A 16034-nucleotide genomic window follows, 5' to 3' on the forward strand; every position below is an offset into this window, starting at 1 on the left:
GCGCTGCCTGCCACGGCACGAACTGCCGATGACGCCGGCCGCGCCGACGCTGCCGCTCAGCCAGCGCATCCGCCGCGACATCGAGGCGCACATCCGCAGCGGCGCGTGGCCGCCCGGCCATCGCATTCCGTTCGAGCACGAACTGATGGCGCAGTACGGCTGCTCGCGGATGACCGTCAACAAGGTGCTGGCGCTGCTCGCCGACGCCGGCATGATCGAGCGCCGACGTCGCGCCGGTTCGTTCGTGGCGCGGCCGCATCCGCACATGGAGCAGGTGGCGCTGGAGATCCCGGACATCCCGGTCGAGGTCGCCGCGCGTGGCCATGCCTACCGTTTCGAACTGCTGGAGCGGCAGCAGCGTGCGCCGCGCGCGGCGTTGCCGCAGGAGGCCGAGGTCGCCGCGGGAGGCAGCCTGCTGGCGCTGCAATGCCTGCACTACGCCGACGGCCGTCCGTTCGCGCTGGAAGAGCGGGTGATCAATCCGGTGGCGGTGCCGGAGGCCTTGCAGATGGACTTCGCGGTGACCGTGCCCGGCAGCTGGCTGCTGCGGCACGTGCCGTGGACCCGCGCCGAACACCGCATCAGCGCGGTCGGCGCCAGCGCCGCGCAGGCGGCGCGCCTGCAGGTGCCGGCCGGCACCGCGTGTCTACTGATCGACCGCCGCACCTGGCGCGGCGAGCAGGCGGTGACCTTCGTGCGCCAGGTGTTCCTCGGCGACACCTACGATCTGGTCGCGCGGTTCTCGCCCGGCGCGCGCTGAGCTTGGCGCGCGGCGACTGCAGGCAACTCACGTACGCCGGCGCGACGAAGGTGTCCGTGGAAGGCCGTCGCGGCTGACGCCGCTCTTCCAGGACGCGAAACGACGCGCGACGAGCGCAGGTGATGAGGCACACACAGTCGCCTCGCCGGTGCGCGATGCTGCGATGCCGCACGTTCGCCATACGCCGGCGTGCGTTTGTCCTGCCCGCCGCACTCTGGCAAGTTAGCGCCGGGGCCGGGCGAGGGGCCGTGGCCGCGGAACGAGGGATGGTTCGGCATGACGTATTTCGTGACAGGCGCCACCGGTTTCATCGGCCGCTACCTGATGGCCAAGCTGATGCGGCGCAAGGGCGTCGTGCATGTCCTGCTGCGCAAGGAGTCGCAGCGCAAGTTCGATGCGCTGGTGCGCGAGCAGGGCTGGGATCCCAAGCGCCTGGTGGTGCTGCACGGCGACGTCGGCGCGGCGTATTGCGGGTTGTCCGCGGCGCAACGCAAGACGCTGCACGGCAAGGTCAAGCATTTCTTCCACCTGGCTGCGCTGTACGACCTCACCGCCAAGGCCGAGGACCAGCGCATCGCCAACCTCGACGGCACCCGCAATGCGCTGGAACTGGCCGCGCAGATCGGCGCCGGCATCTTCCACCACACCAGTTCGATCGCGGTGGCCGGGCTGTACCCGGGCATCTTCCGCGAGGACATGTTCGAGGAAGCCGAGGGCCTGGACGATCCCTACCTGCGCACCAAGCACGATGCCGAGGCGCTGGTGCGCGCCGAGACCCGGATCAAGTGGCGCATCTACCGCCCGGCGATGGTGGTCGGCGATTCGCGCACCGGCGCCATCGACAAGATCGACGGCCCGTACTACTTCTTCCCGCTGATCAAGAAGCTGCGCCAGCTGCTGCCGCCATGGGCGCCGATGCTCGGCATCGAGGGCGGACGGATCAACCTGGTGCCGGTGGATTTCGTCGCCGATGCGATGGACCACATCGCGCACAAGCCCAAGCTCGACGGCCACACCTTCCACCTCACCGACCCCGAGCCGCTGCGCGTGGGCGAGGTGCTCAACGTGTTCTGCCGTGCCGGCCACGCCCCGGAGATGACCCTGCGGGTGGACGCGCGCATGTTCGCGTTCGTGCCCTCCAGCATCCGCGCCGCGGTCGGCAGCCTGCCGCCGATCCGTCGTTTCACCGGCATGCTGTTGCGCGACTTCCGCATCCCGCGCGAGGTGCTGAAGTTCATCACCTATCCCACGCGCTTCGACAGCCGCGAGACCGAGCGCGCGCTCAAGGGCAGCGGCATCGCCGTGCCGCGGCTGGAAGACTACGCCTGGCGCCTGTGGGACCACTGGGAACGGCACCTGGACCCGGACCTGTTCGTCGACCGTTCGCTCAAGGGCAAGGTGCGCGGCAAGGTGGTGCTGATCACCGGCGGTTCCTCGGGCATCGGCCTGGCCACCGCGCAACGCGTTGCCGAGGCCGGCGCCATCACCGTCATCGTGGCCCGCGGCGAACAGGAACTGCATGCCGCACGCGATGCGATGAACGCCAAGGGCGGCAAGGTCTTCGCCTACACCGCCGACCTGTCGGACCTGGCCGATTGCGACCGCCTGCTCAAGACCGTGCTGGACGCGCACGGCCACGTCGACGTGCTGATCAACAACGCCGGCCGCTCGATCCGCCGCTCGATCGAACTGAGCTACGACCGCTTCCACGATTTCGAGCGGACCATGCAGCTGAACTACTTCGGCAGCCTGCGCCTGATCATGGGCGTGTTGCCGGGCATGACCGCGCGGCGCAAGGGCCACATCATCAACGTCAGCTCGATCGGCGTGCTGGCCAACTCGCCGCGCTTCTCCGCCTACGTCGCCTCCAAGGCGGCGCTTGACGCCTGGAGTCGCTGCGCGCAGGGCGAGCTGTCGGGCAAGGGCATCAGCTTCACCACGGTCAACATGCCGCTGGTGAAGACCCCGATGATCGCCCCGACCAAGATGTACGACAGCGTGCCGACGCTGAGCGTGGACGAGGCCGCCGACCTGATGGTCAAGGCGATCATCGAACGCCCCAGCCGCGTGGCCACGCGTCTGGGCATCTTCGCCGCCCTGGTCAACGCCGTGGCGCCGAAGGCCTACGAGGTGGTGATGAACACCGCCTTCGAACTGTTCCCCGACTCGGCCGCGGCCAAGGGCGACCGCAAGGCGCTACGCGAGACCAAGCCCAGCCAGGAGCAGATCGCGTTTGCGGCGCTGATGCGGGGGGTGCATTGGTAGGAGCTGGGAATCGGGAATTGAGAATCGGGAATTGCAAAAGCGCTGGCTGCACGCAGGGCCGCTACTGTGCTATTCGGGCAGGAAAGTCGCTCGTGCATGCTCGTCGCGTGCCGATAGCCCGCTCTACCGATTCCCGATTCCCGATTCCCCAATCCCGGCTTATCAAAACGTCCTGCATTGCCGCCACCGCACCGGTTCCTCTTTGCCTGGGCGCGGGTTGAGCTGGATGCGGACCGTGCGCAGGGATGGGTAGCGCTCCACTTCCTTGCAGATGCGCGGCCACACCTGGGCGTCGTCGCCGCTGCGGTCGACCACCAGGGTCATTTGCGTCTGCCAGATGCCGCGGATCACGCCCGGGGTACCGGCCAGGGCCTTGGAGAGTTCCTGGCGGTTGCGCTGTTCGGTGGCGGGATCGGGGTCGGCCAGGTCGCCGGCCTCGTCCAGCGCCGGCTGGGGCGCGGCAGCGGTGGTGCTGGTTGGTGTGGTTGCGGCCGGCGTAGGCGCGGCTGCGGCAGCGGGCGTAGGCGATGACGCTGTTGCGGTCACGGCTGCCGACGGCTCTGCGGGCTGCTGCAATGCCAGCGCACCGACGCCGGTCACTACGCCCAGGGCAAGCGAGGCCAGGCCGGCGATGGCGATGTGGCGCTGCGCGCGACGGCGGCTGGCGCCGATCACGCCGTCTTCCAGTTCGCTGGGCAGGTAGGGCTTGAGCATCGGCCAGATGCGCGGGCCGTCGAGGATTTCCACCGCCTGCTTCTCGGCCGCGGCGATGCCGTCGCGCTGCACCTTGCCCTCGGTGATCAGGATCCCGCCCTGCGCGCCCATCAGCCGTGCCGCCGCGCCCAGTTCGTTGACCGCAGCCGAGCCGATCCGGTAGGCCCGGCCGTGCTTGCACGACAGCAGCCAGCGCGCGTCACCGCGGGTCATCACGAAGTCGCTTTGCGGTTCCTGGCTCGTGTGCTCGTCGACGGTGGCGTCCTGCAGGTCGCGCTGTTCGCGCATCGCGCGCCGCACCATGTAGGAGAAATCGCGCCAGTGCAGGCCGGCCAGCGCATGCAGTCCGGCGCTAGCCTCATTCTCGCGGCGCCGTACCAGCCACAGGTAGAGGCTGGCCGCCAGCCATGCCGCGACTGCCAAGATCGCTGCCGCTATCCAGGAAAACATGCTCGCACCCGCACACGCGCCGTAAGGAAGTCAGTGTATCGCCAGCGTGTCACGGCGCCGGCAAGGCGACAGCGGTGGACGGCGGACAAAAAAGACCCGCCAGTCCGAAGCCGAGAGGGGAGGGGAGCAAACGGTCTTCTGATGGACTGGCGGGTCCGTTTCGATTGTCTGGAAAAACGTGCTGCTTTGCAACAATCCGGTTACTCGGCCGTGGTCGGCGTCTCGCTGCGCTTGCGGCTGGCGCGCTTGGGCGCGGCCGCGCGCTTGGCTGGCGCGACCTTGGCGACCACCGGGCCGGCAGGTCGGCGCGCCGGTGCCGCGCGCTTGGCGGCGCCGGCGGGCGACGCCGCGGTCTTCCCGGCGGCCTTCTTCGCCACCGGCGCCTTGCCCGCCGCCTGCGTGGCACGGCCACCGCGCAGATGCCGCAGTTCGCCATTGAGCGCGTCCACGCGCTCGATCAGCGCACCCAGGTCCTCGCGGCTGGGCACTTCCAGGCGGCGCAGCGCGCGCTGCACGCGGTCCTCGAACACCTTTTCCAGGCGGTCCCAGGTGTCGGCGGCGCGCTCGCGGGCCTGGCCGACCCGGTTCTCCACCGCATCGCGCACCGCATCGACCCCGCCGCCGGCCAGCTTGCGGGTGCTCTGCTCCAGGCTCAGGCCTTCCTTCACCAGGGTCTCGAACAGCTTGCCGCCCTCGGCCTGCGCACGGCCGAACGCGCCGACCCCGGCCAGCCAGACCTGCTGCGCCGATTCGCCCAGGCGCTTGGACAGCTTTTCCGCCTGCGCCTGCAGGGTGTCGTCGGCAGCGGCGGTGCTGCGCTTCTTGCGGGCGGACTTCTTCAGAGTGGCCATGACGGTGCGGTTCCTTCGGCGGGTGAGTGGCGGGGTTCGAGACTCGGGACTGTGACTAGAGTAATCACACCAGCGTGCGCAGTGCGCGGGAAGCGATGGCGCCGTCGGCCGGGGCGGCAGCGCTACGCCTCCGGCGAACGGCGGGTGCGGCGTGTGGCACGGCGGCCGGCGATGACCTGGTCGACGTCGTCCAGCGCACGCCGCAGCCGCGCGGTGGTCTCGGTCATGCGCCGCGGCTGCACGTCCACACCATCGAGGAAGGTGCGCTTGCGGTCGTTGAGGATATCGTGGCGCAGCGCGATGCCGTGTGCGGCCAGCAGCGGCTCCAGCGTCTGCGCGTTGCGGCGCAGGTCGGACAGGGTGTTGCGGTAGGCGAGCTGGCACACGCGATGGCGCGCGGCGTAGCTGAAGAGATTGGTGAAGAACAGCTCGCCGTTGTCGGCGTTGGGCTCGAAGACCAACTGATCCACCTGCGGGTACTGTCGCGCGTACTTCTCCAGCCCCACCTGCATGCGCGATTGCAGCAGGGTGCGGAAGGTCTGCGACAGCACCGCCGGCAGGCCGCCGGCGAGCAGCCGCGCGCGGTCGATGTGGCCATTGCGGCGCGGCGCGTGGGTGGCGTCGTAGGGCACCAGCGGGTTGATCCCGATCATCAGGTCGATGCCGCGCTCCAGCAAGGTGGAGGCATGCATGGTGCGGCGCAGCGCGCCGTCCACGTAATGGTGGCCGTCGATCTGCACCGGCGGGTACAGCCCCGGCAGCGCCGCGCTGGCCTGGATCGCCAGCGAGATCGGCACGTGGTCCATGCCCGGCTCGCCGAAGCGCACCGCGCGACCGCTGTCCAGGTCCACGGCGACCACGAACAGATTGGCGTCGAGGTCGCGGAAATCGTTGCTGCGGCCGCGGCGGCTGAACACGTCCTGCAGGAAACGCTCGACCCCGGCGTTGTCGAACAGGCCGCTGGGCACCAGTCCGCCGAAGCGGGTGATCAGGTCCGACCAGCGGGTCTTGCGCGGTTCGGTGAGCAGGTCGTGCCACCAGCCGTAGGCCAGCCCCGGCAGGGTTGCGGCACGGCGCAGATACTCGTAGACGTTGGGCCGCAGGAAGTCTTCCGGGCGGAACCGCGCATCGTCGCTGTTGCCGGTGACGAAGATCCGGCAGATCTCGGCGCTGCTGATGCGGTTGGCCAGACCGGCGGTCAGGAACGCACCGGAGCTGACGCCCACGTAGCAATCCAGGCGGGTCAGGTCCAGTCCGTCCAGCGCCTCGTCCAGGGCGCGCAGCGCGCCGAGGCCATACATGCCGCCGATCGGCCCGCCGCCGGCGATGGCCAGGCCGATGCGGCCGTTGGAATGAGGACGGGGCGAGGCGCTGTGGAGGGAAAGCATGCGCGGTCCGCAGGAGGCAGTGGCGCGAGTGTAGCCGAGCGCCGTGACGCTTGCGGTCGTGCCGGGCTGCGACCATCATCGGCGCCCATGGCGCGCAGCACTCCCGTCCTGGAACGACTCGGCCGCCGCCTGGCGTGGCACCAGGCGCTGCACGACCCCGTGCGCGAACCGCGCAATGCGCTGCGCTGGCTGCAGGAACTGCGGCGCTGGCAATCGGAGCGGCTGGAGCGCAGCTTCGAGCATTTCCTGGAGGATCCGCAACGGCGTCCGGCGGCGATGTTCTTCCTGACCGACGTCTATGGCGACCGCGACTTCAGCCGCCGCGATGCCGATATCGTCAAGGTGTTGCCGATGATGCAGCGGCTGATGCCGGCGTCGCTGCTGGACACGGTCGCCGACGGCATCGAGCTGGGTGCGCTGACCCACGCCCTGGACCTGCGCATGGCCGAGGCGCTGCAGGCCCTGGCGCCGCGGCGCAAGCGCCTGGACGAAGCGTTGTATGCCGAAGCCTATCGGCAGACCGGGCTACCCCGGCTGCGCCAGCGCCAGATCGACCTGATCGCCCGCGTCGGCCTGGGCCTGGCCAAGGCGGTGCACACACCCGGCGTGCGCATGCTGCTGCGCTTCGCCCGAGGCCCGGCCAAGGCAGCGGGGTTGTCGGAACTGCAGGGATTCCTGGAGCGGGGTTTCGACGCGTTCTCCAAGCTGGGCGATGCCGAGGGGTTCATCGTCGATATCGAGACCACCGAGCGCGCCGTGTCGGAACGATTGTTCGCGGGCGATCCGGATCCGTTTGCGTTGGAGTGAGTCAGCGGCCGTACCCTCACCCCAACCCCTCTCCCGGCGGGAGAGGGGCTTTGGCTTCTCCCTTCTCCCCTCGGGAGAAGGTGCCCCGAAGGGGCGGATGAGGGTACGAGCGCAGCCTCGTGCAGCTGATTGCCTCAGCGCTTGACGCCGCACCCTCACCCCAACCCCTCTCCCGGCGGGAGAGGGGCTTTGGCTTCTCCCTTCTCCCCTCGGGACCATGGCCCCCTTTTGCGGGGGAAGGTGCCCCGCAGGGGCGGATGAGGGTACGGACGAAGCCTCGCATCGCCAGATCGTTGCAGGCGCTATGCGCCCCGGACCCTCACCCCAACCCCTCTCCCGAGGGGAGAGGGGCTCGACGCACTGATCAGCCCAGCTTTTCCGACAGCACGCGGCGAATCTCGCTTTCCACCGTGCCCTTCATCGCCGACAGCAGGAAGCCCAGCTCGGCAGTCACGTGCACCTGCTTGGGCAGCAGCTCGATGCGTCCGTCCACGCCCGAGCGCGAGAACAGCAGGGAATCGCCATCCCAGTGCGATTCCAGGTCGAAGCGCTCGGACAGTTTCTTGGCGGCGGTTTCGATGGCCTTGCGGGCCTGCGCGGGGGTCTTGTCGTGGTCGTGGCGGATGTCGATGCTGGACATGCTGGCTCCTGTGCGGGCGGGTGCCCGCGTGAACGATCAGGCATTGTGCGTATGCGCGGTGCATTGTCCAGCGCGCGCGCTTCTGCACTCGCAGGCAACCTGCTAGGCTGCCCGCCGTGCACGATCTGCAAGTCCATTTCAGCAACCGCCAACATCCCGACCGGCCCCTGCGCGCGGGCGTGCATCGCATCGTGCGGCTTGCCTCCGGTCAGGTCAGCGTGGTCGACGACACCCAGGGCGCATTGCTGCTGGCGCAGTTCTGCCTGGACCGGCGCGGCCTGTGGCTGCAGGTCGCTAATGGCAGCCGCGGCATCCACGTCAACGGCCGCCCGGTGCGGCGCATGGCCTTGCTGCGCGCCGGCGACGCGGTCTACGCCGATGGCGTCGAAATGGTGGTGCAGGGCAAGTGCGAGCCGCTGCAGCGCCTGCCTGAGGTCAGCGAGGCCGAGCACGACGATCCGCGCCTGGTGCTGCGCGGCGTCGGCGGTCCGCACCATGGCCGCAGTTTCACCGTGGACCGGGTGCGCAGCATCGGTCGCCTGCGCGAGTGCGACATCCGCATCGACGATCCGGCCTGCGCCGAGCAGCACGCGCGCCTGGAACGGCATGGCGAGCGGGTACTGCTGCGCGGCTTCGGCGATGCGCAGACCCAGGTCAACGGCGTGGCCGTGCGCAGCTGTTGGCTGCAGCCCGGCGACCAGGTGGTATTCGATGCCCAGCACCGCTTCGTGCTGGAAGTCCCGCAGGTCGTTGGCGCCGAGCCGCTGCGCGACGACCCCGCCTTGGCCGCGCTCGCGCTGACCCCGGCGGTGGCGCCGCGCCCGGCCACCGCGCGGCGCTGGCCGTGGCTGTTGCTCAGCGCCTTGCTGCTGGCCGCCGCGCTCAGCGGCCTGCTGTGGTTCGGCGCGCGCTGAGCGCCCGCCAGCCGCGCCAGCCCAGCAGCACCGCCAGGATCGCCGCGTACAGCAGCGGTTCGCGGATGTCCGACTTCACCAGCCACCAGAAGTGCAGCACGGCGAGTACGCCGATCGCATAGATCGCCTTGTGCAACTTGCCCCAGTTGCGCTTGAGCCGGCGCATCCAGCCCTGGGTGGAGGTGATCGCCAGCGGCACCAGCAGCAACCAGGCCAGGAAGCCGACGGTGATGTACGGGCGTTTGACGATCTCCTCGAAGATCTGCGTCCAATAGCCGCGCAGGTCCAACCCCAGATAGGCCGCCAGATGCACGGTCGCGTAGAAGAACGCGTACAGCCCGAGCATGCGCCGGAAACGCAGCAGCACCGATTGCCCGGTCAGCTGCCGCAGCGGGGTGATGGCCAGGGTCAACAGCAGCAGTCGCAGCGCCCACAGCCCGGTGCGGTGCTCGACCTCGGCCACCGGATCGGCACCGAGCGCATCGCTGCCGGTCTGCCACACCTGCCAGAACTGCCAGCCCAGGTACGCCATCGGCGCCAGCGCCAGCGCATGCACCACCGCCTTGGCAGCGATCAACGAAGCAGAGGTCTTAGCCATGCGCCGTCATCGCGCCGTGTTGGCACAGGTGCCATGCGGCACGCCGACTGCGATTCCAGCCGTCGCGCGAGGCAACCACCAGGCGCCGTGCTTTTCCCATTCCCAATTCCCAGTTCCCCATTCCCAGCCTCTCGTCAATACCATTTCTTCAGATCCATCCCCGCATACAGCGACGCCACCTGGTCGGCATAGCCGTTGAACGGGCGGGTGGGAATGCGTTCGGCGAACAGCTTGCTGGCCTTGCCGGCGATACGGCGCTCGGTCTTCTGGCTCCAGCGCGGATGGTCCACCGCCGGATTGACGTTGGAGAAGAACCCGTATTCGGAGGGTTGCAGCTCGTGCCAGGCGGTTTCCGGCATGCGCTCGACGAAGCGGATCTCGACGATCGACTTGATGCTCTTGAAGCCGTACTTCCACGGCACCACCAGCCGCAGCGGCGCGCCGTTCTGCTGCGGCAGCGGCTTGCCGTACAGGCCGGTGGCCAGCAGGGTCAGCGGATGCATGGCCTCGTCGATACGCAGGCCTTCCTTGTACGGCCAGTCGATCGAACTGTAGCGGATGCCGGGCATCTGCTTGGGATCGGCCAGGGTGGTGAAGGCGACGTACTTGGCCTTGGAGGTCGGCGCGAAGCGCTTGAGCACGTCGCCCAGCGGCACGCCCAGCCACGGGATCACCATCGACCAGCCTTCCACGCAGCGCAGCCGGTAGATCCGCTCCTCGGGCGTATGGCCCTTGAGCAGGTCGTCCAGGGACAGCGTGCAGGGCTTCTCGCATTCGCCGGAGACCTTCACCGACCATGGCGAGGTGCGCAGGGTCTTGGCCGCCTTCGACGGATCGGTCTTGTCGGTGCCGAATTCGTAGAAGTTGTTGTAGCTGGTCACGTCCTCGTAGCGGGTCAGCTCCTCGTTGGTGCGGAACCCGCTGCGTGCCTGCTCCGGCGTCACTACGGTCTTGGGCGGGGCCGGCGGCTCGGCGTCGGCGCAGCCGACCAGGCCGGCCACCGGGGTCAGCGCCAGGGCCTGCAGCAGGCGCCGCCGGTCGCGGTAGACCGCCTCGTCGGTGATCTCGCGGCTGGGGACGGTGAGGGCATCGCGCAACGACATGGCGAACTCCTGGAGCGAAGGGGGCGAGCGGTGGCGGGGACTTCACCACAGACTACGCATGCGCAGGGCGAATGGATGCAAATGCAACCTAAATTGCCCGGGCCGCAAGCTGTTGCGCTGCGGCATACTAGGGGGCCTGTCCGATAGGTGCCCCATGACGCGCGCGTTCAATTTCAGTGCCGGCCCCGCTGCCTTGCCGGAATCGGTCCTGCGCCAGGCGCAGGCGGAGATGTTGGAGTGGAACGGCGTGGGCGCCTCGATCGTGGAGCTGAGCCACCGCGGCGCCGAGTTCATGGAGGTGGCGGCACAGGCCGACGCCGACCTGCGCCGGCTGATCGGCATTCCCGACGACTACGCGGTGCTGTTCCTGGCCGGTGGCGCCACCACCCAGCAGGCGCTGCTGGCGCTGAACTTCGCCGCGCCCGGGCAGACCGTGGACTACGTGGTGACCGGGCACTGGGGCAAGACCGCGATCAAGCAGGTCGGGCCGTACGTCGACGTGCATGTGGCCGCCAGCAGCGAGGCCGACGGCTTCCGCGACATCCCGCCCCGCGCGGCCTGGCAGTTGCGCGAGGATGCCGCCTACGTGCACATCACCGCCAACGAGACCATCCACGGCGTGGAGTTCCGCGACACGCCCGACGTCGGCGACGTGCCGCTGTTCGCCGACTTCAGCTCCAGCATCGCCTCCGAGCCGATCGACGTGTCCAAGTACGCGCTGATCTACGCCGGTGCGCAGAAGAACCTCGGCCCGGTCGGCGTCACGGTGGTGATCATCCGCCGCGACCTGCTCGAACGCGCCGGCCAGCCGCGCGCGGACATCTTCGATTACCGCTCGCATGTGGCGCGCGACTCCATGCTCAACACCCCGCCGACCTGGAACTGGTATCTGGCCGGGCTGGTGTTCAAGTGGATGCTGGCCGAGGGCGGCGTGGAGGCGTTCGCCGCGCGCAACCAGGCCAAGTCGGCGCTGGTGTACGCGGCGATCGACGCCTCCGGTGGCTTCTATCGCAACGAGGTCGCGGCGGCAGTGCGCTCGCGGATGAACATCCCGTTCTTCCTGCCGGACGAGACTCTCACCGCGCGCTTCGTCGCCGAGTCCAAGGCGGCCGGCCTGCTGGCGCTGAAGGGCCACAAGGCGGTCGGCGGCATCCGCGCGTCGCTGTACAACGCCATGCCCCTGGCCGGCGCGCAGGCGCTGGTCGCGTTCATGCACGACTTCCAGCAGCGCCACGGCTGAGTCGCCGATTTTTGTAGGAGCGGCTTCAGCCGCGACCGGATCGCGCCGGCGATCCGGACCACCGAGGAACCCCCGATCCATGGCCGCAAAGCCGAAGAAATCTCCCGCCGCCGACGCCAAGCCGGCCAAGCCTGCGAAATCCGCCGCCACGCCGGCCCTGGCCGACGTGCGCGCCAAGATCGACGAGATCGATCGCACCATCCAGGCGTTGATCGCCGAGCGCGCGCAGTTCGCGCACCAGGTCGGCAAGGCCAAGGGCAAGCTCGCCGCGGCGGTGGACTATTACCGGCCCGAGCGCGAGGCGCAGGTGCTGCGCATGGTGGTGGACCGCAACCAGGGCCCGCTCAGCGACGAAGTGCTGGTGCACGTGTTCCGCGAGATCATGTCCGCTTGCCTGGCGCAGCAGGAGCCGCTGAAGATCGGCTACCTGGGGCCGGAGGGCACCTTCAGCCAGCAGGCGGTGCTCAAACACTTCGGTCGCTCGGCGGTGGGCCTGCCGATGGCCACCATCGAGGAAGTGTTCCAGGAAGTGGAAAGCGGCAACGCCGACTTCGGCGTGGTGCCGGTGGAGAACTCGGGGCAGGGCACGATCCAGGTCACCCTGGACATGTTCCTGACCTCCAACCTGAAGATCTGCGGCGAGACCGAGCTGCGCGTGCACCAGTTCCTGCTCTCGCGCAGCGGGCGGCTGGACGCGATCGAGCGGATCTATGCGCACCCGCAGTCGTTCGCGCAGACCGCCGGCTGGTTGCGCGCGAACCTGCCCAAGGTGGAGAAGATTCCGGTCTCCAGCAACGCCGAGGGCGCGCGCCGGGCGCGCAATGCCGACGATGCGGCGGCGATCGGCGGGGAGAGCGCGGCGCATGTGTATGCGCTGAAGAAGGTGATCATGAAGTCGATCGAGGACGACGCGGACAATACGACGCGCTTCCTGGTGATCGGGCGGCAGATCTTCCCGCCGTCGGGGCACGATCGTACGTCGGTGCTGGTGTTCATCCATGACAAGCCGGGTGCGTTGTTCGATGTGCTCAGTCCGTTCGCGCGGCATGGGATCAGCATGAATCGGATCGAGTCGCGGCCGTCGCATCAGGCGAAGTGGGAGTACGGGTTCTTCATCGATCTGGCGGGGCATGTGGAGGATGAGGCGATGAAGTTGGCGTTGGCGGAGTTGAAGGCGCATTCGGCGCAGATCAAGGTGTTGGGGTCGTATCCGGTGGCGGTGCCTTGAGTTGGTTGCGCGGTTGTGTCGGCCCTGTCGTCGCGGGCTGCTTTGGTTACGAGGAGATGGGCATCTGTTGTAGGAGCGGCTTCAGCCGCGACGGGGCGTTCCCGGGGAAATGAACTCTTTTTTCCAACAGCAACAGCTTTAACGGCAACAGCTAACCGCAACAGCTTTCGCGCTGACGCGCGAGTCACTTTTCTTTGCTTGTGCAAAGAAAAGTAACCAAAAGAAAGCACACCCGGGCGGGCTGCCCCGCGCTGCGCGCGGGGTCCGCGGACACGACGGGAATTTTCGGAAGGCACATCCATGTGCCTGCCGAAAACGACGCGCATCCTGCGCGTCGCCCCTCACGGGGTTTTACCCGTCGTGCCCGCCAGCCCTTACGGGGGATTGAGAGCAACAGCGAAAGCAAGAACAAAGGCAGCAGCAGGGACAACAGCAACAACAATCGCAACAACGGCAGCAACGGCAGCGGCGGTGCTGACTTGGTGTAAGCGTCGTGGCAGCAGCGCAAGCGCGCTGTAGCGGCGCCGATGTCGCCGGGTGATGGTGGATCTTCGGGTGGTTGGACTTTCAGGAACGATGATGAGCAACGAGCAAGGCTGGATCGCAACGCGCGGCACTGCGCTGCAGGGCACGCTGACGGTGCCGGGGGACAAGTCGGTGTCGCACCGGGCGGTGATGTTCGCGGCGTTGGCCGATGGCACGTCGCGGATCGAGGGGTTTCTCGAGGGCGAGGACACGCGTTCGACGGCGGCGATCTTCGCGCAGCTCGGGGTACGGATCGAGACGCCGTCGCCGTCGCAGCGCATCGTGCATGGCGTGGGCGTGGATGGGCTGCAGGCGCCGCAGGGCGAGCTGGATTGCGGGAACGCCGGCACCGGCATGCGTCTGCTCGCCGGGCTGCTTGCGGCGCAGCCCTTCGACAGCGTGCTGGTCGGCGATGCGTCGCTGTCCAAGCGGCCGATGCGGCGGGTGACCGAGCCGCTGGCGCTGATGGGCGCGCGCATCGACACCGAGGCCAATGGCGTGCCGCCGCTGCGCATCCATGGCGGCCAGCCGCTGCGCGGCATCGACTTCGTCTCGCCGGTGGCCAGCGCCCAGGTCAAGTCGGCGGTGCTGCTGGCCGGTCTGTATGCCGACGGTGTCACCACGGTGCAGGAGCCGCATCCCACCCGCGACTACACCGAGCGCATGCTGTCCGCGTTCGGCGTGGACATCGAGTTCTCGCCGGGCCAGGCGCGGCTGCGCGGCGGCCAGCGTCTGCGCGCCACCGATATCGCGGTGCCGGCGGACTTCTCCTCGGCGGCGTTCTTCATTGTCGCCGCCAGCATCATTCCCGGCTCGGACATCACCCTGAAGGAGGTCGGGCTCAATCCGCGCCGAACGGGTCTGCTGGCCGCGCTGCGCTTGATGGGTGCGGACATCGTCGAGCACAACCACAGCGAGCACGGCGGCGAGCCGGTCGCGGATCTGCGCGTGCGCTACGCGCCGCTGCGCGGTGCGCGGATTCCGGAGGACGTGGTGCCGGACATGATCGACGAGTTCCCGGCATTGTTCGTCGCCGCGGCCGCCGCCGACGGCCAGACCGTGGTCAGCGGCGCGGCGGAGCTGCGGGTCAAGGAATCGGACCGCCTGGCGGCGATGGCCACCGGGCTGCGCAGCCTCGGCATCGTCGTCGATGAGACCCCGGACGGCGCCACCATCCACGGCGGCACGCTGGGTGCCGGGACCATCGAGAGCCACGGCGACCATCGCATCGCCATGGCCTTCGCCATCGCCGGGCAGCTGGCGCAGGGCGAGGTGCGGATCCAGGATGTGGCGAACGTGGCGACGTCGTTCCCGGGTTTCGACACGCTGGCGCGCGGCGCCGGCTTCGCGTTGCGCACCGCCTGATCGCCTGCGCAGCACCGGCCGCGTGCAAGCGCGGCTGGGGGAAGAGGCAAGTCGGGTTGTCGAAACGTCAGTGCGTCGGCTGCGGACGCGGCGGATCGTTGGCGGGTGTCGACGGTGTGGACTGGGTAGCGCGGTAGCCGCTGCCGTCGTCGTCGCGATCCACGGCCAGCCACCAGCCGGCCACCGCCAGAGCCAGTGCGATCACGATCATCCAGGCCCAGGGCGACCCGCGATCGGCCCGCGCATGCGCTTCCCCGCGCGCAGACGACGGGCGGGCGGGGCGCTTCCAAGCGTCCAGCGGCTGTGTCGACTTGTACGGGGTGGGCATGGCGGCAACTCCGGTGCCGTGGGACGGGTCCAGTGTCACCCAGGACCCGCCTCAGGGGTGTCACCCCCATGTGAACGCCGCCCGCGCGTCCGGGCGGCTGTTCAGTTACGGCCCCGGCTTGAAGTCGAACGGAATCTCGATGCTGGCCGGCACTGCACGGCCGTTCTGCTGCGCCGGGCGGAACTTCCAGCGGCGCACGGTTTCCATCGCCGCGCGGTCCAGATCGCGCGAGCCGCTGCGCCGGAGCAGGGCCACGCCGGCAGGCGCACCGCTGGCATCGACCTCGACCCGCACCACCACCGTGCCGGCATCGCCGCGGCGCAGCGCCGCCGGGGGATAGCGCGGCGGCGGGGTCTGCCCTTCCAGCGGCACCGGGCGGTTGCCCGGCGCCAGCGCGGTGGCCGTGTTGCCAGCGACATCGCCACCTGCGGCCGGTGCCGGCGCTTCCGTGGTTGGCGGCGGCGCCGGTGCGGTCTCCACCAGCTTTGGCGCGTCGCCGGCGGGCGCGGGCTTGGCCTGCGGCATGTTGCTGGCGGCGCTGCCGGCCGGCAACGGCTCGGGCAGCGGCTTCACCTGTTCGGTGTCCTGCTGCACTTGCGCCGGCTGCGGCTTGTAGAAATCGTTGTCCTTGCGTCCGACCAGCCACACCACCAGGAACAGCAGCAGGCCGGCGGCGAAGGCGATGCCGACGATCGCGAGCAGGCGCCGCGGCAGATGCAGCACGATGCCGGACTTGGAGGACGAGGGCGACGTGGACATGGGACTCACCGTAGGGAACCGTTCGATTCTGGCATAGCCGCAGTGAATCGCGCGCCGCGGCGGGCGCGAGTCGGCAAAACCGCGACGGACAGGCGATAA

At 69.0% G+C, this 16034-nt stretch carries 15 protein-coding genes; 7 read left to right on the forward strand and 8 right to left on the reverse strand.

What is annotated here, in order from left to right:
• The first annotated feature begins 28 nt into the window (after positions 1–28).
• Together hutC and RAB70_RS12770 are read left to right on the forward strand one after the other, a co-directional pair.
• The gene (gene hutC / locus RAB70_RS12765; RefSeq protein WP_148828300.1) at positions 29–760 is read left to right on the forward strand and encodes a histidine utilization repressor; all 732 of its coding nucleotides are present in this window, start codon (positions 29–31) and stop codon (positions 758–760) included.
• A gap of 276 nt (positions 761–1036) precedes the next feature.
• Entirely contained in the window at positions 1037–3025 is a 1989-nt protein-coding gene (locus RAB70_RS12770) for an SDR family oxidoreductase (protein ID WP_148828301.1), read from the forward strand.
• 162 nt (positions 3026–3187) lie between these two features.
• Here RAB70_RS12770 and RAB70_RS12775 read toward each other — a convergent pair whose 3' ends face one another.
• The 3 genes from RAB70_RS12775 to RAB70_RS12785 form a co-directional block, all read right to left on the reverse strand.
• Positions 3188–4189 carry a restriction endonuclease gene (locus tag RAB70_RS12775; protein WP_192578919.1) on the reverse strand — a complete coding sequence of 334 codons (1002 nt, stop codon included), beginning with the start codon at positions 4187–4189 and terminating at the stop codon, positions 3188–3190.
• Positions 4190–4389: 200 nt separating this feature from the next.
• Complete coding sequence (locus RAB70_RS12780; protein WP_148828303.1) at positions 4390–5040, reverse strand: phasin family protein; 651 nt, start codon at positions 5038–5040, stop codon at positions 4390–4392.
• 122 nt (positions 5041–5162) lie between these two features.
• Positions 5163–6428, reverse strand: a complete 1266-nt coding sequence (locus RAB70_RS12785; protein ID WP_017916054.1) for a patatin-like phospholipase family protein — start codon at positions 6426–6428, stop codon at positions 5163–5165.
• An 87-nt stretch (positions 6429–6515) separates the two neighbouring features.
• Between RAB70_RS12785 and RAB70_RS12790 the strand changes: the two genes are divergently transcribed.
• Positions 6516–7235: an FFLEELY motif protein gene (locus tag RAB70_RS12790; protein WP_148828304.1), complete on the forward strand. Its 720-nt coding sequence runs from the start codon at positions 6516–6518 to the stop codon at positions 7233–7235.
• 364 nt (positions 7236–7599) lie between these two features.
• On the opposite strand, the gene RAB70_RS12795 is transcribed toward RAB70_RS12790, so the two are convergent.
• Positions 7600–7875, reverse strand: a complete 276-nt coding sequence (locus tag RAB70_RS12795; protein WP_017916064.1) for a polyhydroxyalkanoic acid system family protein — start codon at positions 7873–7875, stop codon at positions 7600–7602.
• Between the two features lie 116 nt (positions 7876–7991).
• Between RAB70_RS12795 and RAB70_RS12800 the strand changes: the two genes are divergently transcribed.
• Positions 7992–8789: an FHA domain-containing protein gene (locus tag RAB70_RS12800; protein ID WP_148829452.1), complete on the forward strand. Its 798-nt coding sequence runs from the start codon at positions 7992–7994 to the stop codon at positions 8787–8789.
• On the opposite strand, the gene msrQ is transcribed toward RAB70_RS12800, so the two are convergent.
• Positions 8758–9387 (reverse strand): protein-methionine-sulfoxide reductase heme-binding subunit MsrQ, encoded by a 630-nt coding sequence (msrQ, locus tag RAB70_RS12805; protein WP_043092131.1) that lies wholly within the window; start codon positions 9385–9387, stop codon positions 8758–8760. The genes RAB70_RS12800 and msrQ overlap by 32 nt on opposite strands.
• Positions 9388–9521: 134 nt before the next feature.
• Entirely contained in the window at positions 9522–10490 is a 969-nt protein-coding gene (msrP, locus tag RAB70_RS12810) for a protein-methionine-sulfoxide reductase catalytic subunit MsrP (RefSeq protein WP_148829453.1), read from the reverse strand.
• A 154-nt stretch (positions 10491–10644) separates the two neighbouring features.
• Here msrP and serC point away from each other — a divergent pair, with 154 nt between their 5' ends.
• The 3 genes from serC (at position 10645) to aroA (ending at position 14848) form a co-directional block, all read left to right on the forward strand.
• A complete protein-coding gene (gene serC, locus RAB70_RS12815; RefSeq protein WP_148829454.1) occupies positions 10645–11730 on the forward strand; it encodes a 3-phosphoserine/phosphohydroxythreonine transaminase in 1086 nt (361 codons plus the stop codon).
• A 79-nt stretch (positions 11731–11809) separates the two neighbouring features.
• A complete protein-coding gene (gene pheA / locus RAB70_RS12820) occupies positions 11810–12958 on the forward strand; it encodes a prephenate dehydratase (RefSeq protein ID WP_148829455.1) in 1149 nt (382 codons plus the stop codon).
• A gap of 576 nt (positions 12959–13534) precedes the next feature.
• On the forward strand, positions 13535–14848 hold the full coding sequence (gene aroA, locus RAB70_RS12825; RefSeq protein WP_148829456.1) for a 3-phosphoshikimate 1-carboxyvinyltransferase: 1314 nt from the start codon (positions 13535–13537) through the stop codon (positions 14846–14848).
• A gap of 67 nt (positions 14849–14915) precedes the next feature.
• On the opposite strand, the gene RAB70_RS12830 is transcribed toward aroA, so the two are convergent.
• Positions 14916–15053: a hypothetical protein gene (locus RAB70_RS12830; protein ID WP_167521972.1), complete on the reverse strand. Its 138-nt coding sequence runs from the start codon at positions 15051–15053 to the stop codon at positions 14916–14918.
• A 228-nt stretch (positions 15054–15281) separates the two neighbouring features.
• The gene (locus RAB70_RS12835; RefSeq protein WP_148829458.1) at positions 15282–15935 is read right to left on the reverse strand and encodes an energy transducer TonB; all 654 of its coding nucleotides are present in this window, start codon (positions 15933–15935) and stop codon (positions 15282–15284) included.
• Between the last annotated feature and the right edge of the window lie 99 nt (positions 15936–16034).

Source organism: Xanthomonas sontii, assembly GCF_040529055.1.
Taxonomy (GTDB): Bacteria; Pseudomonadota; Gammaproteobacteria; order Xanthomonadales; family Xanthomonadaceae; genus Xanthomonas_A; species Xanthomonas_A sontii.